Genomic DNA, 17542 nt, shown 5'->3' on the forward strand with positions numbered 1-17542 from the left:
TGGTTGTTCTCCGATGGTCTCACACAACGCCGACACCGTCCGGTCGCGGCTCGCTCGCCTCACCGACGAGTACGACCCCGAAGTCATCGAGGAGCGCGAGACGCTGGACGACGACTTCTTCGCCGAACTCGCCGGGTACGCGGCCGACGGCTACACCGGAGGTGGCTACGCGTGGGTCGTGCGCCAAACACCGCCCGAGCTGTCAGCTTCGATGCCGGACGCCGAGGATTTGGACGAACCCTATCCCCGCGTCCTCCTCGGATACGGGCGCGGCGACGGCGCGTGGGGACCGGCCGGCGGGGGTAGAGAAAACGGCGAGAGCTACGAGGAAGCAACAGAACGCGAGGTGTTCGAAGAGACCGGCATCGAGTGTTCCGTCACCGACTGCCGGAGCGTCCGCCATCTCGTCAGCGAGTCGGAGACGGGCGAGGACAGGGTTCACACGCTGTGGGTCACCTTCCTCGCGAGAGAGACGGGCGGCAGTATCGAGGTGCAGGAGTCGGAACTCAACGGCGCGGCGTGGTTCCACGAGCTACCCGACCGGCTCCACCCGACCGTCGAAGCCCGGCCGCTCTCGTGGGACGAGTGGGGTTAGTGTTCGACGAATTCGACGAGCATCCCGCCGGTCGACTTGGGATGGAGGAAGGCGACGTCGTGGCCCCACGCGCCGTCGCGCGGCTCCTCGTCGATAAGTTCGATACCCTGCTCGCGGGCGCGTTCGAGCGCCGCCTCGATATCGTCGGTCGCGAAGGCGAGGTGGTGGATACCGGGACCGTTGGCGTCGAGGTAGCCGGCGATTGCGCCCTCCCCGTCGACCGGTTCGATGAGTTCGAGGTAGTCGCCGCCCACGTCGAGGAACGCGATTCGCATCCCGTCGAACAGTTCCTCGTGGGCAACGTCCGCCTCGAGGAGGTCCTCGAAGCAAAACAGCAGCGAATCGAGGTCGGTCGTCGCGAGTCCGGTGTGGTCGAGGTGCATACCAGACAGTCGGCGACCGCCACCAACAGCGTTGTGTTCGCCGGCTCAGTCGTCGTCCTGCTGTGGCACGTACGACCGCCCCGCGCGCTCGCCGACGAGGAGTTCCTTCGTCGTGAGTCGGCGGTCGACGCCGTCGGTTCTGGCGATGTCTAGTCGCTCTTCGGTCGTCTGGAAGTAGTTGACGACGGTGACGAGGACGACCCCGCCGACCGTGTTCCCAAGCAGGACGGGCACCACGAACCCACCGAGTACAGGTCCCAGCCCGACGGCTCCGTTGAAGACGAGATACATCCCCTCGGTGAAGGAGACGACGACGTGGAACAGGTCACCCAGCGGGACGGCGAGGAAGGCGAGATAGACGACGAGCACCCGCGCCACGTCGTCCCGGACGGCGTACACCAGCCAGACGATGCCCGCGACGATGAGGCCCGCGAAGGCGGCTTTGAAAAACAGCGCCACCGGCGTCGTCTCGATGCCCTTCCACGCGAGTTCGGTCGCCGCCGCCGCACTCTCCGACGAGAACACGCCCGTCTGTGACAACACGAGCGCACCTGCCAACCCCCCGGTGAAGTTCCCCAGCAGAACGATACCCCAGATGGAGAGCAGCCGCGGCACGCTGACGAGTCGCTCTAACAGCAACACCACCGGCGGGAGCGTGTTCTCCGTGTACAGCTGATAGCCGCCGAGAATGATGAAGACGAACCCCAGCGGATACAGGAGGACGCTCGCAATCGGTGCCCCGCCCGTCGCGGCCGTCATCGAGGAGTACAGCAGATACGTGATGGTAATCGCGAACCCCGCAGCGAGCGCACTGAAGAAGAGTTCGCGTGCGCCCGTTGTGGCCTCCTCGTCCGCCGCGACGATGATTCGCTGGAACACCTCGTGGGTCTCGAAGCGGTCTCTGACGGTGTGGCCGCTCGCGGGCGCACCGCTTCGCGACTGCTCGATGGCCGTCCGGACGGTCTCGCCGGTCACCTCCGACTGCTCTTCGTCGTCGCCCATGCTCGCGTCGAACGAATGGCACGGGCAAAAAGTCCGGCTACTTTCGTCTCAGATGCCGGCGCGGTGCTCGCCGAACACGTCACGCATCGCGTTCGCTATTTCGCCGGTCGTCGCGTACGCCTTCACCGCGTCGACGATGGCCGGCATCACGTTCTCGTCGGACTCACACACCTCGCGCAGCTCATCGAGGGCCGCTTCGACCGCCTCGCTGTCCCGGTCTTCGCGCAGCTGCTGGACGCGTTCCTTCTGGCGCTCCTGTTCTGCCTCGCTGACCTCCTCGATGTCCTCCTGTGGCTCTTCGTCCACCTGGTAGTCGTTGACGCCGACGATGGTGCGCTCGCCCGACTCGATCTCGCGCTGGCGCTCGAAGGCCACGTCCTGAATCTGGCCCTGCACCCAGCCGGACTCGACGGCCTCCTGCATCCCGCCGCGCTCGTCCACCTCGTCGATGATCTCGAACGCCTCTTCCTCGATGTCGTCGGTGAGACTCTCGACGTAGTAGCTACCCGCCAACGGGTCGATGGTGTCTGCCGCGCCCGACTCGTGGGCGAGAATCTGCTGGGTCCGCAGCGCGGTCCGGACGGACTTCTCGGTCGGCAGCGACAGCGCCTCGTCTTTCCCGTTCGTGTGCAGCGACTGCGTGCCGCCCAATACGGCCGCGAGCGCCTGGTAGCCGACCCGGACGACGTTGTTCTCGATCTGCTGGGCGGTGAGCGTCGACCCGGCCGTCTGCGTGTGGAACTTCAGCTGTTTGGATGCGTCCTTCTGGGCGTCGAACCGCTCGTCCATGATCTGATACCACATCCGGCGGGCCGCTCGGAACTTCGCAACCTCCTCTAAGATGTTGTTGTAGGAGGCGAAGAAGAAGCTCAACTGCGGGGCGAACTCGTCTACGTCCTGGCCGGCCTCGATTGCCCGCTCGACGTACTCCATCCCGTCCGCGAGCGTGAAGGCGATCTCCTGTGCGGCCGTCGAGCCGGCCTCCCGGATGTGGTACCCGGAGATGGAGATGGTGTTGAAGTTCGGAATCTCTGCCGCGGAGAACTCGAAGATATCCGTAATGAGCCGCATCGACGGCTCCGGCGGGAAGATGTAGGTGTTGCGCGCGATATACTCCTTCAACACGTCGTTTTGAATCGTCCCGCGCAGCTCCTCGCGGGGGACGCCCTGCTTGTCTCCGACCGCGATGTACATCGCCAGCAGAATCGAGGCGGGGGCGTTGATGGTCATCGACGTGCTCACCTCGTCCAGCGAGATGCCGTCGAACACCGTCTCGAAGTCGGCAAGCGAGTCGATGGCGACCCCCGACTTCCCGACCTCGCCTTGAGCCATCTCGGCATCTGAATCGTACCCCATCTGCGTCGGGAGGTCGAACGCCATCGACAGCCCAGACGAGCCTTCGTCGATGAGATACTGAAACCGCTCGTTGGTCTCCTCCGCGGTTCCCATCCCGGCGTACTGTCGCATCGTCCACAGCCGCCCGCGGTACATCGTGGAGTAGACGCCCCGCGTGAACGGTGCTTCGGCGGGGTACCCGGTGTCTTCCTCGTAGTCGTGGTTTTCGATGTCTGCGGGCGTGTACAGCGGGTCAACCTCGCGACCGCCGGTGTCGGTGGTGAACTCCGCTTTGCGCTCGCCGAACCGGTCGACCGTCGGCTCGAAGGTCTCCTCGTGCCACTCCTGTTTCCCCTCGCGAATCGCGGCGAGGTCCTCGTCGTCGAACATACACCCGCTCCGTCCCGGCGTCGCTTAATGGTTGGTGGGTCGCCGGCGACTCATCGGCCGTCCTGCACACCGCGGTGTGACTCCACGACCTATTGTGTCCCTTATACTCCTCCAAAGATTTAATATATACATGTACCCTGAGTTACGCCGTGGCAGATAGTGACAAGCAGACGACGGAGACACGGCGGAACGTACTGAAGTATCTCGGCGCGGCGACGGGATTTGCCCTCGCCGGGAGTCAGCTGGACCCGTTCGCTCACCCGGTGGCGGCACTGGAAAGCGACGAGACGACCTTCGAGCGCGACGAGCGGCGAATCGAGTCCTTCGACGGGACCGAACTCGCGGCCACGTTCTACGAGCCGAGCACCGACGGCCCGCACCCGGCGATCCTGATGACTCACGGGTGGGGTGGAAACAAAAGCGACCTCCAGCCGCTCGCGGAAGTGTACGCGAGCAACGGATTCGTCGCGTTGGCGTACACTTCCCGCGGGTTCGGACAGGGGGAGAACGCCGACCCTTCCGGCGGGGAGGTCCACTCGACGAGCGAACTCGAACGGCAGGACGCGAGCGCGCTCATCGACTATCTCGCCCAGCAGAACGCGGTGATGACCGACGGCGAGAACAACCCGCGAATCGGGATGGACGGCACCTCCTACGGAGGCGGCATCCAGATGCGAACCGCTTCCGTCGACGACCGACTCGACTCTATCGTGCCGCGGGCGACGTGGAACAACCTCGCACAGGCGCTCGCTCCAAACGGCGTCATCAAGCGCGGCTGGATCGAGGCCCTCGAGTACGGCGCACAGACCGGCGACATCTCCGAGGAGAACACGGCGACGACGAGCGGCGTGCTCGAACGCGGTCGGATGACCGAAGCCGACCGGGAGTACTACCGCCAGCGGTCGCCCGTCTCGTACGACGCCATCGAGGACACGCCCGCGCTCGTGATTCCAGAGCTCACCGACCAGCTGTTCCCCATCAACCAGGGAGTGCGGAACTTCGGGAAGCTCCTGTCGGACGGGAGCACCACGACGCTCGTGCTCGGACAGGACGGGACTCACATCCTCGGGCGAGCAGACAGCTACCCGCCGGGGTCGGAAACGTCCAGAGAATTCGTCGGCCAACTGGCGCTTCAGTGGCAGGAAGCCCGGCTCAAGAACGGAGATATCGACGTGTCGCTGCTCCACTACTACGACGAGCAGGCAGACGAGTTCATGGCCGCAGACGAGTACCCTCCGCATCCGGAGCGGTCGACGACGAGGACACTCGCCGAGACGGTCGAACTCGACGGCGCGGACGGAAACGTCGCGGGCGTCGATATCGAAATTACGGAACCGACAGAGGTTCTCGGGATTCCGTCGCTCCGGCTCGACGTGACTCCGACGGGTGAGGGACGAAGCCACCTGTTCGTCGCGCTCCAGCGCGTCCGCGACGGCGAGACCACGATCATCAAGGACAAGGTGACGCCACAGGCCGTCACCGAGGCCGGTGAACTCGACTTCGACTTGTTCGGCGTTCACGCACATCTCGAAGCCGGCGACACGCTGCGGGTGGCGATGAGCGCGCGCGAGGACGACCTCACCGCCGCCGAGGTCATCGACCTCTTCGGCGGGTCGCTGTACCGACCGTCGGACGACGACGCGGGCATCGAACTCAGTGCCGACACCGAGGTCGAACTCTCGATTCCGGCGAGCCGGGAACTGTCTGCGCCTGCGACCGCAACGCCGACCGCGACTCCCGAAGCGACGGCGACCGCGACTGCGACCGACACGGACGCCCAGACGAGCACGAGCGGAAGCCAGCCCGGATTCGGAGTGCCCGCCGCCCTCGGGGGCGCGGGGGGACTCAGCTATCTGCTCTCGCGTCGATTTGGCCGGGACGAGCCGTCAGAAGCCGACGACTAAGTGTCCGGTTAGTCTCTCGGCGTCGTCGACGAACCGATTGTCGCAGCGGCCTCGCCACGCTCCCAGACGACGCGAAGCGTCACGCCCGACCCAAGCCCGTACTGGACGTAGGTGTCGCCGGCCTCGATAGTTCCGCCATTCGCTGTCCATGTGGCTTCGAACGAGCGGTCGCCGTCCTCCCACCGGACGGCCAACGAACCGTCGATACTGTCGCCCCCAGCGTGTGTAATCGTCGATTTCCATCCCTCTGCGTACCGCTCGTACTCGAAGCTGAACTCGACGTTCGGGATTCCCGTCGTCGCTTCCGATTCACCGACACCCAGAACGTACGTACCAATGAGTGCAAATAGCAGCGTCGCGAGAATGAGTCCAATAGCTTGTGCTCTGCGGCCGGGCTCCGGCGTCGCAGTCACTGTCGTCACGTTCCCCTTGTGACAGGATTCGAGACGGGCGAACTCGTCTGGCGACAGTCCATGCCGGCCAAGGAGCCGACTAACGGCCCGTTCGCTGTTCCCGGTCGCACCGACGACTGCTCCCCGAACGTGAGGGACCGAGTCGTCGAGCGTGACACCGAGTGCAACGGCCTCCGCAGTGTCGGATTCGGGTACCGACGCGACGACACTGTCAGCCGAATCGAGTACAGTAAGTGCCCGTTCAACTGCTGTAGGGGGACTTGTTGCCCCTTCTGGAGTGGTGTCGTAGCCAATAACCCCATGGGTGGTAGCACCGTCACGCTCGATATCGACACGTGGCGTCGAAACGTCGGTAATCGAGGGTACCGCTCCGCCAAGGGCACGCACGCCCGAGCGCCGGCGATCAAGATTGAGCACCTCACCGACTGTCTCGTTAAGCGCCGTCGCCCTCCGTGAATCAACGACGACATCGTCAAGCGACTGCCGGTACTGCTCCAGTGCGTCGTGGTCGATACGACCAAAGACCGCCTTGCTGTTCGTTTCGACTTGTCTCGCGATTTGTCGTGGATTGACTGAAAACGGCTCAGCGGGCGGTTCGTCGGCTACCGACCGGCGCGCTGTGGCCGGTGCCGTTGCGAGGAGGAGGGCGACGCACGATTCGAGTATCGAGCGGCGTGTCGGCATACTGTACCGTTCAACAATCAGTTATATAATTCGCGTGGATGTCGGTGTCACTCCGTCAGCAGTTCGACCAGCGTCTCCAGCGAGTACGACGACAGCGCGCGGGCGTCGTCGTACAGCGTCTCGATGACGTACGTCGAGTTCGTGCGTTCGACGGCCGATATCTCCTCGAACTCGCGGAGAAGTCGGCCGACGGCGTCCTCGTCGGGGAGGTGTGCGACAGCCACGAAATCGGTCTCTCCCATCGTCGAGAGCAGCGTCGTCACGCCTTCCAGCGCGGCGATCTCGTCGGCCACGTCGCTGTGCGCGCCGGCGTAATCGGCTAGTACCTCGACCAGAACCGTCACGCCCAGTCCGAGGGCGTCGAGGTCGATGTCGTAGAGGTCGTTCTCGATGATGCCCGCCTCCCGGAGGTTGTTGAGCCGGTAGTGAACAGTCGAGACCGGGATGTCGGTCTCCTCGTGGATTCGCTCGGGGCTGCCGGTCCCCAACTCCGAGATAGCCTTCAGTATCGCGAGGTCCCGTTCGTCCATACTCGCCGTGCGACGCCGCGCCTGATAATTCCACTCCCGTCTAAGATTCCTGGCTATTCTCGAATCCAGTTCGAATTCTATCGAACTCATACTGCATATGACTCATCATTCTGGCCCGTTTTCGAATAGTTTATTGCCAAGTATGGTTTTAGCCGGAACAGAACCAATGAATCTGGATTCTCTTTGGAGTCGACTTCCAACGGCTCCCCTGCTGTTCGTCACGGTTGCGCTGTTGTGGGGTGGGTCGTTCGTCGCCATCGAACGCGGCGTCGAGTCGTGGCCGCCGCTGCTGTTTGCCGGACTGCGGTACGCGCTGGCGGGGCTGCTCGTGCTCGTAATCGCTCGGCTCAGACATACGCAGCTTGCAGTTCGCTCGCGCGACGACTGGCTCGCCGTCGCAGTGACCGGCCTGTTCGTCATCTTCGCCCACCACGCACTCCTGTATATCGGCCAAGAGACGGTCCCGGGCGCGGTCGCGTCAGCGCTCATCGCGCTCTCACCGGTCGTGACTGTTCTGCTCGCACCTCTCGTCGTCGGTGACGACAGACTCACTCCGGTCGCGCTGGTCGGTGTCGTCGTCGGCTTCCTCGGCGCGGTGACGATTGCCGGCCCCGGCGGTGGCGGTGACCCCCACGGTATCGCACTCATCGCCGGTGCGACCGTCGCATTCGCCCTCGGAAGTCTCCTCCTGCGTCGGGTCGAGCCGACCCTCTCGCTCGCGGGGATGCAGGGCTGGGGAATGCTGCTCGGTGCCGGACTGCTGCTCGTCGGCAGCCGCGGGCTGGGTGAGCCGCTCGCGGTCCCGCACTCGCCGGTCGCGCTCGCGACGCTCGCGTATCTCGTCGTCGGGCCGGGCGTCATCGCGTTCCTGCTCTACTTCCGACTGCTCACGACCGTCGGTCCCTCGCGCGCGAACCTCGTCGGCTATCTCGAACCGGTCGCGGCGACTGGACTCGCGGTGATTCTACTCGGCTACGAGCCGACGCCCGAGACGCTGGCTGGCTTCGTGCTCGTCGGCGTCGGCTTCGCGCTCGTGGACGGTCGCCGCGTGCGCGGTCTCGCTCGCACCCTCGCCGGTCGCGTTCGCGCGTCCGTCGTGTAAACGCCCAGAAAATCGCTGTTCGCTCTCAGCCGGTGTCGTACTTGTACGTCGCCGACTCGCTGTCGATGCCGAAGTCCTCCGGCGACTCGGTCGGTTCCGACTCCGAGCCGACGTTCTCGGCGGCGTTCTTGAACCGCTCGCGGAGTTCCTCGGGCATCGAGAAGCCGTCGCTGTCGATGACCATCGGAATCACCGTGTCGTGGCGCTCGCGCTTCTCGTCGAGTCGCTTCTGGAGCGCGTCGGGAAGTTCGTCGGCGTCGACCGGTTCGAAGCCGAACTGCGCGAGATACTCGTGAGCGGGCGAGAGCGCGTACACGCGGTCGTACCCCTCGATGCCAGCGTTGCGAATCAGCCGCTCGACGATGTGGGCACCGACGCCGTTCCCCTCCCAGCTGTCGAGGACGCCGATGCTCGTCAGCTCACAGGCGTCGTCGTCGCGGTGGACCCGGAAGCGACCGAAACCGGTCTTCGACGTGGAGTCGTCGTCTACCGCGATGACGTAGTCGCGGGAGCGGAACGCCGTGTCGTCGAGTCCCATCGCCTCGATGTGGTCGAGGAGCCACGCCTCGTCGCGGTTCCGTGCATCCCTGACGTACATACCCTCAGGTAGAACGCGGGGGCTGAAAACTCCTCGCCAGAGGACGGTAATTCTATGCCGATGGGTTCGTACGTCAAGCTAATGCGTCAGTATCTCGACTTCGTGGCCGACACCCTCACCGCCGGCACCCACAAGCCGAACCGGACGGGTGTGGACACGATTTCCGACTTCTCACACCACTACACCGTCGACCTCCAGGAGGGGTTCCCGCTGCTCACGACGAAGGACCTCTCCGGCTTTCGATGGAACTCGCTCATCCACGAGCTGCTGTGGTATCTCTCCGGCGAGGAGCATATCCGACATCTCCGGGAAGAGACCGGCATCTGGGACGCGTGGGCCGACGGCCAGGGGTATCTCGACACCGCCTACGGGCGCTTCTGGCGGCGGTTCCCGGTTCCCGAAGAGCCGGACCGACTACCCGGCGAGTCGTGGGCCGGCGGCGACGACCGCCACCGGTGGCAAAACGACGACGGCACGTTCGACCAGCTCGCGTACGCCATCGAACAGCTGAACGAGAACCCCCACTCCCGGCGCATCGTCGTAAACGCGTGGCACCCGGCCAACGCGACCGTCTCGACGCTCCCCCCGTGTCACTACACCTTCGTCTTCAACGTACAGGACGGGCGGCTCAACACCCACCTCACCCAGCGCTCGGGCGATATCGCGCTCGGGGTACCGTTCAACATCGCGGCCTACTCCCTGCTCACCCACGCCGTCGCCAACCGGACGGACCTCGAAGTTGGGCAGTTCGGCCACACCATCGTCGATTCGCACATCTACTGTGGAACGGACGCCCGCGCCGACTGGTACGCCGACAATCTCGCCGCCCTCCAGTCCCGGGTCGCCGACGTGGACACACGAGAGGGGTACGCCGACGTGCGCGAGTGGCTGGAAGCGAACGCCCCGACAGAGACCGACGGCGACGAACAGACTGACCACGTCCCCGGGCTGCTCACCCAGCTCTCTCGGGAACCGCGCGAGCACCCGTCGATAACCGTCGCCGACAGACCGCTCGACGACCTCGAGTTCGACGACTTCCAGCTGTCCGGCTACGATCCCGCGCCGGGTATCCCCTTCTCGGTGGCAGAATGAGCCAAGATCTCGACCTCACGCTCGTCGCCGCCGTCGCCGCCAACGGCGTCATCGGGCGCGGCGGCGAGATGCCGTGGCACTACCCCGGGGACCTCGCGCACTTCAAGTCGCTCACGACGGGCCACCCAGTCATCATGGGACGGAAAACGTACGACTCCATCGCGGCGCGGCTCGACGGTCCGCTCCCCGACCGCACGAATATCGTCCTCTCGCGGTCGTCCCTCGACGCGCCCGAGGGTGCCGTCCACGCCGCGGGAACCGACCAGGCGCTCGCGCTCGCCGCCGACCGCGACGACGAGGCGTTCGTCATCGGGGGCGCGACGGTGTACGAGCAGTTTATCGACCGCGCTGACCGAATGGTGCTCACCGAGCTCGCCGACAGCTACGAGGGTGACACCTCCTTTCCCGAGTTCGATGATGAGTGGGTGGAGACCGAGCGCGACGAGCGCGAAGAGTTCGCCTTCGTCACCTATCGACGCGCCGCCAGCGAGTGAGAAACCCAGACACGGAGCCGCCGAAACGCAACGGTTATAGGATACACCGCGCTACTCGAGAGTACGCTACGAGGCGTGCTCTGGTGGTGTAGTCCGGCCAATCATATCACCCTCTCACGGTGATGACCAGGGTTCGAATCCCTGCCGGAGCATTCTGTTGTGACCGACACAGCGAGCAACTGCAGTGGGTGTTGCTCCGGCCGGAGCATAGAAACTACCCGAGCGACGAAGCCAGTCGCCATCCGACGCCGTTTGCGAGACAGCAACACAGCAAAAGCCCGATGAGCAGGCTTCCCGGTGAGGCGTCGTACTAGCCGACACCGAGGGCGACCGTGCTCAGCGAGCCGACTGCGAGGCTTGTCGGAAGCGCGAGTCCGGCCACGACCGTGGTCGGTGCATCGACGCCGGCGTATCCGAGCCAGCAACCGGAAGTCGAGACGTACGGAGCCGAGACACGGGTGAGTTGCCCCTCGAGCGAAGTTCGCTCCCGATGTCATATATGCCTTCTCCAGCCTACGCCACCGCCCGAACCGTCGACTTCTCGGTGGAGGGCATCGAAGCACGCGTATGACCGACGGTCACGACCTCGCGCGCCGGTGTCTCCGGGCAGGTATCGACGCCGCTCACCCCGAGACGGTCGTCCGTGAGCGGCTCTCGCTCGACGACATGACGCTCACCGTCGTCGACCACGCGTACGACCTCGACCGCTACGACCAGGTGGTCGTCGTCGGTGGCGGGAACGCCGCCGGAACGGTCGCGACTGAGCTTGAGGAGCTGCTCGGGGACCGTCTCGACGGCGGGGTCGTCGTCACCGACGTTCCGACGGCGACGGAGCGAATCGAGCAGGCCGAAGGGACACATCCCCGTCCAAACGCCGGAGCTGTCGCCGGAGCTGAACGCATCACTGAACTGCTCGCCGCTGTCGACGACCGGACGCTCGTGCTCGCGGCCGTGACCGGCGGGGCGAGCGCGCTCCTGCCGGCTCCGGCCGGCGACCTCTCGCTTGCCGACCTCCGTGTGACCACCGACGAACTGCTCGCGAGCGGCGCGAGCATCCGCGAAATAAACGCCGTCCGGAAGCATCTGTCGGCGACGAAAGGCGGGCGACTGGCAGCCGTCGCCGCACCGGCGACGGTTGCGACGCTACTGTTCAGCGACGTGGTCGGAGACGACGCGAGCGTCATCGGGAGTGGTCCGTTCACGCCCGACGAGACGACCTACGGGGATGCACTCGCGGTCGTCGAACGGTACGGGCTCGAGCTTCCGACCGCGGCCGTCGCTCGCCTCCAAGCCGGACGGGACGGGCAGCACCCGGAGACCCCAGACGCCGACGACCCGGCATTCGAGCACGTTGCCGAACACTTGCTCGCGAGTAATCACACCGCGGCGCGGGCAGCCTTCGACGTGGCGTGTCAGGCCGGCTACGAGCCGATGTTGCTCTCGACGAGGGTGCGCGGCGAAGCGCGTGAGGCTGCCAAGTCGGCGGTCGCGGTCGGGGAGGAAATTGCGGCGACGGGCAACCCGACCGAGCCGCCGGCAGTCGTCGTCACCGGCGGCGAGACGACCGTGACGGTCCGGACGGACCGGCCGGGGACCGGCGGCCCAAACACCGAGTACGCGCTGGCTGCCGGGCTCGAGCTCGACACCCCGGGCGTGGTCCTCGCCGCCGTCGACACGGACGGTATCGACGGCGACGCATCGGTCGCGGGGGCGAGCGTGGACGCCGACACCGTGACACCGGAAACACGGTGGCGAGCACAGCGCGCACTCGACAGCCACGACGCGGCGACGTATCTCGATGGGTGTAACGCAACGATCGAGACTGGGGCGACGGGGACGAACGTGAACGACCTCCGCGTGGTCGTGGTCGAGTAATTAGCGCTTCCGCGTGACGCTGCGTTCTGCCACCTTCGCGCCGGCGGCGACGGTCCGGTTGCGCGAGCGACGGAACGACCGCCACAACACGACACCGCCTCCGGCCGTCGCGAGTGCCATTCCGCCGGCCGCGACGGGCGCGCCGAACGCGACGAGCGCGCTGGTCGCCAACCCGCTGACGCCGACGCCGATACCGAGCGAGACGCGGGCGACAAGCTTCCGGAGGATGGTCGGGTCCTCACGGTAGAGGAAGGTGAGGGCGGTGTCGCCGCGGACGACCGTCGAGAGGGTGGTCTCGCTCTTCGCCGGCACGTGGACGAACGCCTCCGCAGTCGTCCGGACGAGGGCCTCTATCTCGTCGCGGGCGATGTCGGTCGCGCCGAGATCGTCGACCCCCTTCTCCTTGACGAGGTCCGTCACCGTCTCGATGAAGTCGAACTCCTCGTCGAGCGTGCGGGTGACGCCTTCGAGCACCGTCGCGACCCGGACGATGAGCGCGAGGTCCTGCGGGAGCCGGAACGGGAAGTCGCTGATGTCGCCGACCGCGGCCTGGAACTCCCTGATGTACTGTTGGATCTGCTCCTGCTCGAACGGCTGGCCTTGGAGCTGTTGGATGACGAGCCCGAACACCTCTTTCATCAGCTCCCGGTCGACGTCGGGGTCGAGTGCACCCATGTCGATGAACGCGTCGATGACGCGGTCGATGTCGTCGGTCGCGAGCCCGACGTAGAAGTCGAGAATCTGGTCGCGCCGCGCCTGCGAGAGCCGCCCGACGACGCCGAAGTCGTAGAAGACGATGGAGCCGTTGTCGAGCACGGAGAGATTTCCCGGGTGCGGGTCGGCGTGGAAGATGCCGTCTTCGACGATCATCTGGAAGTAGATGCGCGCGAGCCGCTCGACAACTTCGGTCGGGTCGAGTCCCTTCGATTCGAGCGTCGACACGTCCGTTATCTTCGTCCCCTCGACGTACTCCATCGTGAGCACGCGGGTCGTCGAGCGGTCGTCGACGACGGCGGGAACCGTCACCTCGGGGTCGTCGCTGAAGTTGTCGCGAACCTCGTTCAGCCGGTCTGCCTCGGCCTCGTAGTCCATCTCGCCGCGGATGGTGGACGCGAACTCGTCTGCCAGATTCTCCATCGTGAACTGCTGGCCGGGCGGGGCAAAGCGGAGCAGGAGTGGCAAAAGCGTCTCCACGACAATGAGGTCGCTCTCGACGCGTTCGCGGATATTCGGCCGGAGCACCTTCACGGCGACCGGCTCCCCCTCGTAGGTCGCGGTGTACACCTGTCCGAGCGAGGCCCCGCTCATGGCCGCGCGGTCGAAATCGTCGAACGCCTCGTCGACGGGACCGAGTGCAGCCTCGAACACCGGGCGAATCGACTCCCACGGCTCCGGTGGCACCTCGTCTTGCAACGAGGACAGCTCCTCGATGTAGGCGGGCGGGAGCACGTCCGGCCGAGTGGAGAGGATTTGGCCCACTTTCACGAACGTCGGCCCCAAATTGAGCAACACCTCGAGGAGATACGCCGCGCGGCGTTGCTGGTCCTCGACGGTTACAGCACGACGGCGACCGAACAGAAAGAAGCGACGGCGGTCGCGCGCGAACGCGAGCGCGAGCGGGAGGAACGCACGGATGACGGCGACGAACCGCCGGAGCGTCCGGCGTCTGTTCGGCTCCGGGTCGTCGACGGGGTCGCTCGCTGACACAGCCGTCCTTCGTGCGCCCCGAGCAAATGGTTGTTCCCTACAGGTCGTCCAACTGGGCGAACGTCTCAGCCAGCATACCGGAGTTGTCGACTAGGAGGTCCGGTGAGTCGAGCGGCTCGTACTGCTCGCGGAACACCTCGTACACCTCGATGTCGGCGTCGCTCTCGTCGTCGGTGCGGTCTCGGATTCGGCTGCGCACGACCTCGTCGTCACACTCGACGCCGACGAGCCGGAACGCCGCACCGGTCTCCTCGGCCACGCCACGGGCCGCGTCGCGAACAGCCTTGGTCTTGAACGTCGCGTCGACGACGACACTCCCCGTGTCGAGTCGCTCGCGGGCGCGGTCGAGTACCTCGTCGTAGACGGCCTCGGTCTCGGCGGCGGTGTACTCGGGGGCGTCGTACAGCTCCTTGCGGACCACGTCCGTGCGGACGACCGTCGCGTCGATACGGTCGGCGATGGCCTCCGCGACCGTTGTCTTCCCCGTCCCGGGAACCCCGGAGACGGCGACCAGCGTGTTCACAGCCACAGTCGCCGACGCCCGGTAGTAACTGTTTGGAGTGACGACGACACGGCTTTGTCGGCGACGACCAGAGGGGGACACATGTATCTCTCGCCCGCCGTCCGAACGGCTCGCGACGACCCGACCGAGGGCGCCACCGCACGACTCACTGTCCGAACCGACGACGACGCCGCGTCGGTTCGAGAGGCGGTCGAGGCGTACGGCACCGTCGAGGGGGAGACCCGATTCGGGGGCGTCCGAGCGTCGGTCCCGGAGCCGGCAGTGGCCGACCTGCTCGATGCGCTCCCGGAGGTGGAGACCGTCGAGACGTGGACCGCGATGGCGGAAGAAGACGGCTCCGAGGGTTAGTAGTCGGGCCGTTCGGCGTACGAAATCGGGTCGCGCTCCCCGAGGTTTTGGAACGCCTGCAGTCGGAACGCGCAGGCGTCACAGGTGCCACAGGCCGGCTCCGACTCGCGGTAACACGACCACGTGTGCTCGTACGGGACACCGAGTTCGAGTCCGCGTTCGGCGATGTCCGTCTTCGACCACTCGACGAACGGTGCTTCGAGCGCGATCTCGGTGTCGGGTTTGGTTCCCACGTCCATCACCTGTTGGAAGGCGTCGAAGAACGCCGGCCGGCAGTCCGGATACCCGGAGAAATCCTCGGAGTGGGCACCGATGAAGACGGCGTCGGCGTCGTTCGCCTCGGCACACGAGACGGCCATCGAGAGGAGGTTCGCGTTCCGGAAGGGGACGTACGAACTCGGAACCTCGTCGCTGTCGAGGTCAGCGTCCTCGATGTCCATCTCGTCGTCCGTTAGCGAGGAGCCGCCGATAGCCGCGAGGTGGTCGGTCTCGATTCGCAACAGCGACGCGTCGAGTTCCTCGGCGAGCGCGCTCGCACACTCGTACTCCTTGCTCTCGGTCGCTTGGCCGTAGCTCGTGTGGAGCAGAAGCGGTTGATAGCCCTGTTCGACTGCTTCGTAGGTCGCGGTGGCGCTGTCCATCCCGCCGGAGGCGAGGATGACGGCGCGCTGTGGTGTATCGTTCATCGTTCGGGAGCGTCGTTCCAGAGGTCGACGTGAATGCGCGGTGTGTACCGGTAGCCGTACTCCTCGGCGAGTCGCGCAGCGACCGCGCGCGTCTCGTCCAGTCGCTCGCGGGTGGCTCCCTCCGGCATCAGGAGTACGTCCGCGTCGCGAATCTCTCGGGTCGTGCTCCCGCGGAGGTCGGCGAGCAGCGACTCGATTTCGTCCACCGGCGACTCGTCGGCGACGACGAACTTCAGCTGGAACTCGTAGCTGTCGATGAGTCGCGTGAGTGCGTCGTGGTCGATGCGACGCTCGTCGTGGCGGTCGGCCCACTCCCCGTCGCCGGCGGGGTCGCGGTCGGGCGTCGGCGTCGAGTTCGCGAGCTTCGGGCTGATGGAGGCGAGGTCGATGTCCGCGTCGACGTATCGGGTGCCGTTGGTCTCGACGGTCGTGTGCATCTCGACTGCACCCAGCAGGTCGACCGCCGCGTCGTGGATTACCGGCTCGCCTCCCGTCAGGACGAGGTGGTCGGGGTCGCGACTCGCCACCTGCTCGCGAATCTCCTCGACTGCCATCCACGCGCCGGTCGGCTCCCACGAGGTGTGATAGGAGTCGCAGTACCAACATCGAAGATTACAGCCCGACGTGCGGACGAAGGTGGAGGGGATGCCCGCTAGTTTCCCCTCGCCTTGCAGCGAGGCGAACAGTTCGTTGACGGGGAGGGCGTCGCCGTCCGGTTCGCTCGCCTGCTCGGGTGCGGTGTCGGAGACCGGCATCAGTAGGTGGTAAGCTCGCTGGTCTCTGCGATTGACACCGACACCGCCGAGACAGTGTCCGGGAGTCGGTCGAACAGCTTCTCTTCAAGCAAGACAGCCATTACCTCTGCGGTCGGCGGCTCGTCGAGGACCACCAGCGCGTCCGCGTCCCCGCTCGCCTCGAACCCCTCGACGAGGGGGTCGCCCCGCTCGACGAGGAACATGTGGTCCCACTCGTCGATGATGTCGGTCACGTCCCCCTTGTCGACGACCCAGCCGGTCTCGGCGAGTTCGCCGCGAATCTCGACGGTGATGTCGTAGTTGTGGCCGTGGGGACGTGCACACTTGCCGTCGTGGTGGAGGAGGCGGTGGCCGGCGGAGATACGGATGGGTCGCTCGTCGCCGACGACCAGCGTCCGTTCGTCCGCCCGGTCGCGAAGGGGTTCTTCCAGTGCACTTGAGGGCATACTCGAAGAGTATACGAACCCGTACAAGAACCTATCCCCTCGCGACCGACAGGCGTTTGCACCTCCCGAAGCGAGCGCGTGTATGCAGCTTGCGCCCGGAAGCTGGCGGCTCGCGACTCCGATCTTCGTCGCCGCCGTCCCGCTCACGCTCCTGTTTGCTCCACTCGGCGTCCTGACGGTCGCACTCGGGGTCGCCGTGTTGTGGTTCCACCGCGACCCGCCCCGACCGGCCGGTGACGGCGTCGTCGCGCCAGCCGAGGGGACCGTCTCGGTCATCCGCGAGGAAGACGACCGCCTCCGCGTCGGCATCTACATGTCGGCGCTGTCGGTCCACGTGAATCGCTCGCCGCTGCCCGGGACCGTGCGTCGCGTCGACCACGTCCCCGGCGCGAACAAGCCCGCCTTCTCGAAGGAGTCCGACTGGAACGAGCGCGTCAGACTCGAAAGCGACGACTGGACGCTCGTGTTAATCGCCGGCTGGTTCGCTCGCCGCATCCACCCGTACGTCGGGACCGGCGAAGCAATCGGTCGGGGCGACCGCATCGCACACATCAGCTTCGGCTCGCGGGCCGACGTGCTCATGCCGGCGGACGTGACCCGCGGCGACCTGACCGTCGACCTCGATGACGAGGTACAGGCCGGCGAGACGATTGCCCGCCGGTAGCCGGGCGTAGCTATTT

18 protein-coding genes, 1 tRNA gene and 1 pseudogene are annotated in these 17542 nt (G+C 65.9%); 9 read left to right on the forward strand and 11 right to left on the reverse strand.

Going from position 1 to position 17542, the window contains the following annotated elements; all coding sequences use genetic code 11:
• Positions 1 to 13: 13 nt before the first annotated feature.
• Entirely contained in the window at positions 14 to 595 is a 582-nt protein-coding gene (locus DMP03_RS04210; protein ID WP_152119447.1) for an NUDIX domain-containing protein, read from the forward strand.
• On the opposite strand, the gene mce is transcribed toward DMP03_RS04210, so the two are convergent.
• The 3 genes and pseudogenes from mce to DMP03_RS04225 form a co-directional block, all read right to left on the reverse strand.
• Positions 592 to 978, reverse strand: coding sequence for a methylmalonyl-CoA epimerase (gene mce, locus DMP03_RS04215; protein ID WP_152119448.1), 387 nt, complete (start codon positions 976 to 978; stop codon positions 592 to 594). The genes DMP03_RS04210 and mce overlap by 4 nt on opposite strands.
• 54 nt (positions 979 to 1032) lie before the next feature.
• Positions 1033 to 1980: pseudogene (locus tag DMP03_RS04220) on the reverse strand (formate/nitrite transporter family protein); the annotation flags it as partial.
• Positions 1981 to 2028: 48 nt separating this feature from the next.
• Positions 2029 to 3705 carry an acyl-CoA mutase large subunit family protein gene (locus tag DMP03_RS04225; protein ID WP_152119450.1) on the reverse strand — a complete coding sequence of 559 codons (1677 nt, stop codon included), beginning with the start codon at positions 3703 to 3705 and terminating at the stop codon, positions 2029 to 2031.
• 149 nt (positions 3706 to 3854) lie between these two features.
• Here DMP03_RS04225 and DMP03_RS04230 point away from each other — a divergent pair, with 149 nt between their 5' ends.
• Entirely contained in the window at positions 3855 to 5609 is a 1755-nt protein-coding gene (locus DMP03_RS04230) for a CocE/NonD family hydrolase (protein ID WP_172967063.1), read from the forward strand.
• Positions 5610 to 5617: 8 nt separating this feature from the next.
• Here DMP03_RS04230 and DMP03_RS04235 read toward each other — a convergent pair whose 3' ends face one another.
• Together DMP03_RS04235 and DMP03_RS04240 are read right to left on the reverse strand one after the other, a co-directional pair.
• Positions 5618 to 6706: a hypothetical protein gene (locus DMP03_RS04235; RefSeq protein ID WP_152119452.1), complete on the reverse strand. Its 1089-nt coding sequence runs from the start codon at positions 6704 to 6706 to the stop codon at positions 5618 to 5620.
• 47 nt (positions 6707 to 6753) lie between these two features.
• Positions 6754 to 7236, reverse strand: a complete 483-nt coding sequence (locus tag DMP03_RS04240) for an Lrp/AsnC family transcriptional regulator (protein ID WP_152119453.1) — start codon at positions 7234 to 7236, stop codon at positions 6754 to 6756.
• Positions 7237 to 7402: 166 nt separating this feature from the next.
• Here DMP03_RS04240 and DMP03_RS04245 point away from each other — a divergent pair, with 166 nt between their 5' ends.
• Entirely contained in the window at positions 7403 to 8338 is a 936-nt protein-coding gene (locus DMP03_RS04245) for a DMT family transporter (RefSeq protein WP_172967064.1), read from the forward strand.
• Positions 8339 to 8363: 25 nt separating this feature from the next.
• On the opposite strand, the gene DMP03_RS04250 is transcribed toward DMP03_RS04245, so the two are convergent.
• Complete coding sequence (locus tag DMP03_RS04250; protein WP_152119455.1) at positions 8364 to 8936, reverse strand: GNAT family N-acetyltransferase; 573 nt, start codon at positions 8934 to 8936, stop codon at positions 8364 to 8366.
• Positions 8937 to 9017: 81 nt separating this feature from the next.
• Here DMP03_RS04250 and thyA point away from each other — a divergent pair, with 81 nt between their 5' ends.
• The 4 genes from thyA to DMP03_RS04270 all read left to right on the forward strand — a co-directional run bounded on the left by thyA (position 9018) and on the right by DMP03_RS04270 (position 12397).
• A complete protein-coding gene (thyA, locus tag DMP03_RS04255; RefSeq protein ID WP_152119523.1) occupies positions 9018 to 10028 on the forward strand; it encodes a thymidylate synthase in 1011 nt (336 codons plus the stop codon).
• Positions 10025 to 10522, forward strand: a complete 498-nt coding sequence (locus DMP03_RS04260) for a dihydrofolate reductase (RefSeq protein WP_152119456.1) — start codon at positions 10025 to 10027, stop codon at positions 10520 to 10522. The genes thyA and DMP03_RS04260 overlap by 4 nt, the downstream gene beginning before the upstream one ends.
• Before the next feature lie 77 nt (positions 10523 to 10599).
• Positions 10600 to 10674, forward strand: a tRNA-Glu gene (locus DMP03_RS04265).
• Positions 10675 to 11089: 415 nt separating this feature from the next.
• Positions 11090 to 12397, forward strand: coding sequence for a glycerate kinase type-2 family protein (locus DMP03_RS04270; RefSeq protein WP_152119457.1), 1308 nt, complete (start codon positions 11090 to 11092; stop codon positions 12395 to 12397).
• Here DMP03_RS04270 and DMP03_RS04275 read toward each other — a convergent pair whose 3' ends face one another.
• Positions 12398 to 14104 (reverse strand): ABC1 kinase family protein, encoded by a 1707-nt coding sequence (locus tag DMP03_RS04275; protein WP_152119458.1) that lies wholly within the window; start codon positions 14102 to 14104, stop codon positions 12398 to 12400.
• A gap of 37 nt (positions 14105 to 14141) precedes the next feature.
• Positions 14142 to 14627: an AAA family ATPase gene (locus DMP03_RS04280; protein ID WP_152119459.1), complete on the reverse strand. Its 486-nt coding sequence runs from the start codon at positions 14625 to 14627 to the stop codon at positions 14142 to 14144.
• 81 nt (positions 14628 to 14708) lie between these two features.
• Here DMP03_RS04280 and DMP03_RS04285 point away from each other — a divergent pair, with 81 nt between their 5' ends.
• Positions 14709 to 14975 carry a hypothetical protein gene (locus DMP03_RS04285; protein WP_152119460.1) on the forward strand — a complete coding sequence of 89 codons (267 nt, stop codon included), beginning with the start codon at positions 14709 to 14711 and terminating at the stop codon, positions 14973 to 14975.
• Here DMP03_RS04285 and queC read toward each other — a convergent pair.
• From queC to DMP03_RS04300, 3 genes are read right to left on the reverse strand one after another with little or no spacing between them, the layout of a single operon-like run.
• A complete protein-coding gene (gene queC / locus DMP03_RS04290) occupies positions 14972 to 15661 on the reverse strand; it encodes a 7-cyano-7-deazaguanine synthase QueC (RefSeq protein WP_152119461.1) in 690 nt (229 codons plus the stop codon). The genes DMP03_RS04285 and queC overlap by 4 nt on opposite strands.
• A complete protein-coding gene (locus DMP03_RS04295) occupies positions 15658 to 16416 on the reverse strand; it encodes a 7-carboxy-7-deazaguanine synthase QueE (protein ID WP_152119462.1) in 759 nt (252 codons plus the stop codon). Before DMP03_RS04295 ends, queC begins: the two co-directional genes overlap by 4 nt.
• Positions 16416 to 16862 (reverse strand): 6-pyruvoyl trahydropterin synthase family protein, encoded by a 447-nt coding sequence (locus DMP03_RS04300; RefSeq protein ID WP_152119463.1) that lies wholly within the window; start codon positions 16860 to 16862, stop codon positions 16416 to 16418. Before DMP03_RS04300 ends, DMP03_RS04295 begins: the two co-directional genes overlap by 1 nt.
• A gap of 82 nt (positions 16863 to 16944) precedes the next feature.
• Between DMP03_RS04300 and DMP03_RS04305 the strand changes: the two genes are divergently transcribed.
• Positions 16945 to 17526, forward strand: a complete 582-nt coding sequence (locus tag DMP03_RS04305) for a protein sorting system archaetidylserine decarboxylase (RefSeq protein ID WP_152119464.1) — start codon at positions 16945 to 16947, stop codon at positions 17524 to 17526.
• Positions 17527 to 17542: the final 16 nt, after the last annotated feature.

The sequence above is a fragment of the Halosegnis rubeus genome, assembly GCF_009184545.1.
GTDB classification, from domain to species: Archaea; Halobacteriota; Halobacteria; order Halobacteriales; family Haloarculaceae; genus Halosegnis; species Halosegnis rubeus.

Coding starts and splice junctions, on each gene's coding strand:
- DMP03_RS04210 (WP_152119447.1), top strand. CDS start 14: ATGGTCTCACACAACGCCGACACCGTCCGGTCGCGGCTCGCTCGCCTC.
- mce (WP_152119448.1), bottom strand. CDS start 978: ATGCACCTCGACCACACCGGACTCGCGACGACCGACCTCGATTCGCTG.
- DMP03_RS04225 (WP_152119450.1), bottom strand. CDS start 3,705: ATGTTCGACGACGAGGACCTCGCCGCGATTCGCGAGGGGAAACAGGAG.
- DMP03_RS04235 (WP_152119452.1), bottom strand. CDS start 6,706: ATGCCGACACGCCGCTCGATACTCGAATCGTGCGTCGCCCTCCTCCTC.
- DMP03_RS04240 (WP_152119453.1), bottom strand. CDS start 7,236: ATGGACGAACGGGACCTCGCGATACTGAAGGCTATCTCGGAGTTGGGG.
- DMP03_RS04245 (WP_172967064.1), top strand. CDS start 7,403: ATGAATCTGGATTCTCTTTGGAGTCGACTTCCAACGGCTCCCCTGCTG.
- DMP03_RS04250 (WP_152119455.1), bottom strand. CDS start 8,936: ATGTACGTCAGGGATGCACGGAACCGCGACGAGGCGTGGCTCCTCGAC.
- thyA (WP_152119523.1), top strand. CDS start 9,018: ATGCGTCAGTATCTCGACTTCGTGGCCGACACCCTCACCGCCGGCACC.
- DMP03_RS04260 (WP_152119456.1), top strand. CDS start 10,025: ATGAGCCAAGATCTCGACCTCACGCTCGTCGCCGCCGTCGCCGCCAAC.
- DMP03_RS04270 (WP_152119457.1), top strand. CDS start 11,090: ATGACCGACGGTCACGACCTCGCGCGCCGGTGTCTCCGGGCAGGTATC.
- DMP03_RS04285 (WP_152119460.1), top strand. CDS start 14,709: ATGTATCTCTCGCCCGCCGTCCGAACGGCTCGCGACGACCCGACCGAG.
- queC (WP_152119461.1), bottom strand. CDS start 15,661: ATGAACGATACACCACAGCGCGCCGTCATCCTCGCCTCCGGCGGGATG.
- DMP03_RS04295 (WP_152119462.1), bottom strand. CDS start 16,416: ATGCCGGTCTCCGACACCGCACCCGAGCAGGCGAGCGAACCGGACGGC.
- DMP03_RS04300 (WP_152119463.1), bottom strand. CDS start 16,862: ATGCCCTCAAGTGCACTGGAAGAACCCCTTCGCGACCGGGCGGACGAA.
- DMP03_RS04305 (WP_152119464.1), top strand. CDS start 16,945: ATGCAGCTTGCGCCCGGAAGCTGGCGGCTCGCGACTCCGATCTTCGTC.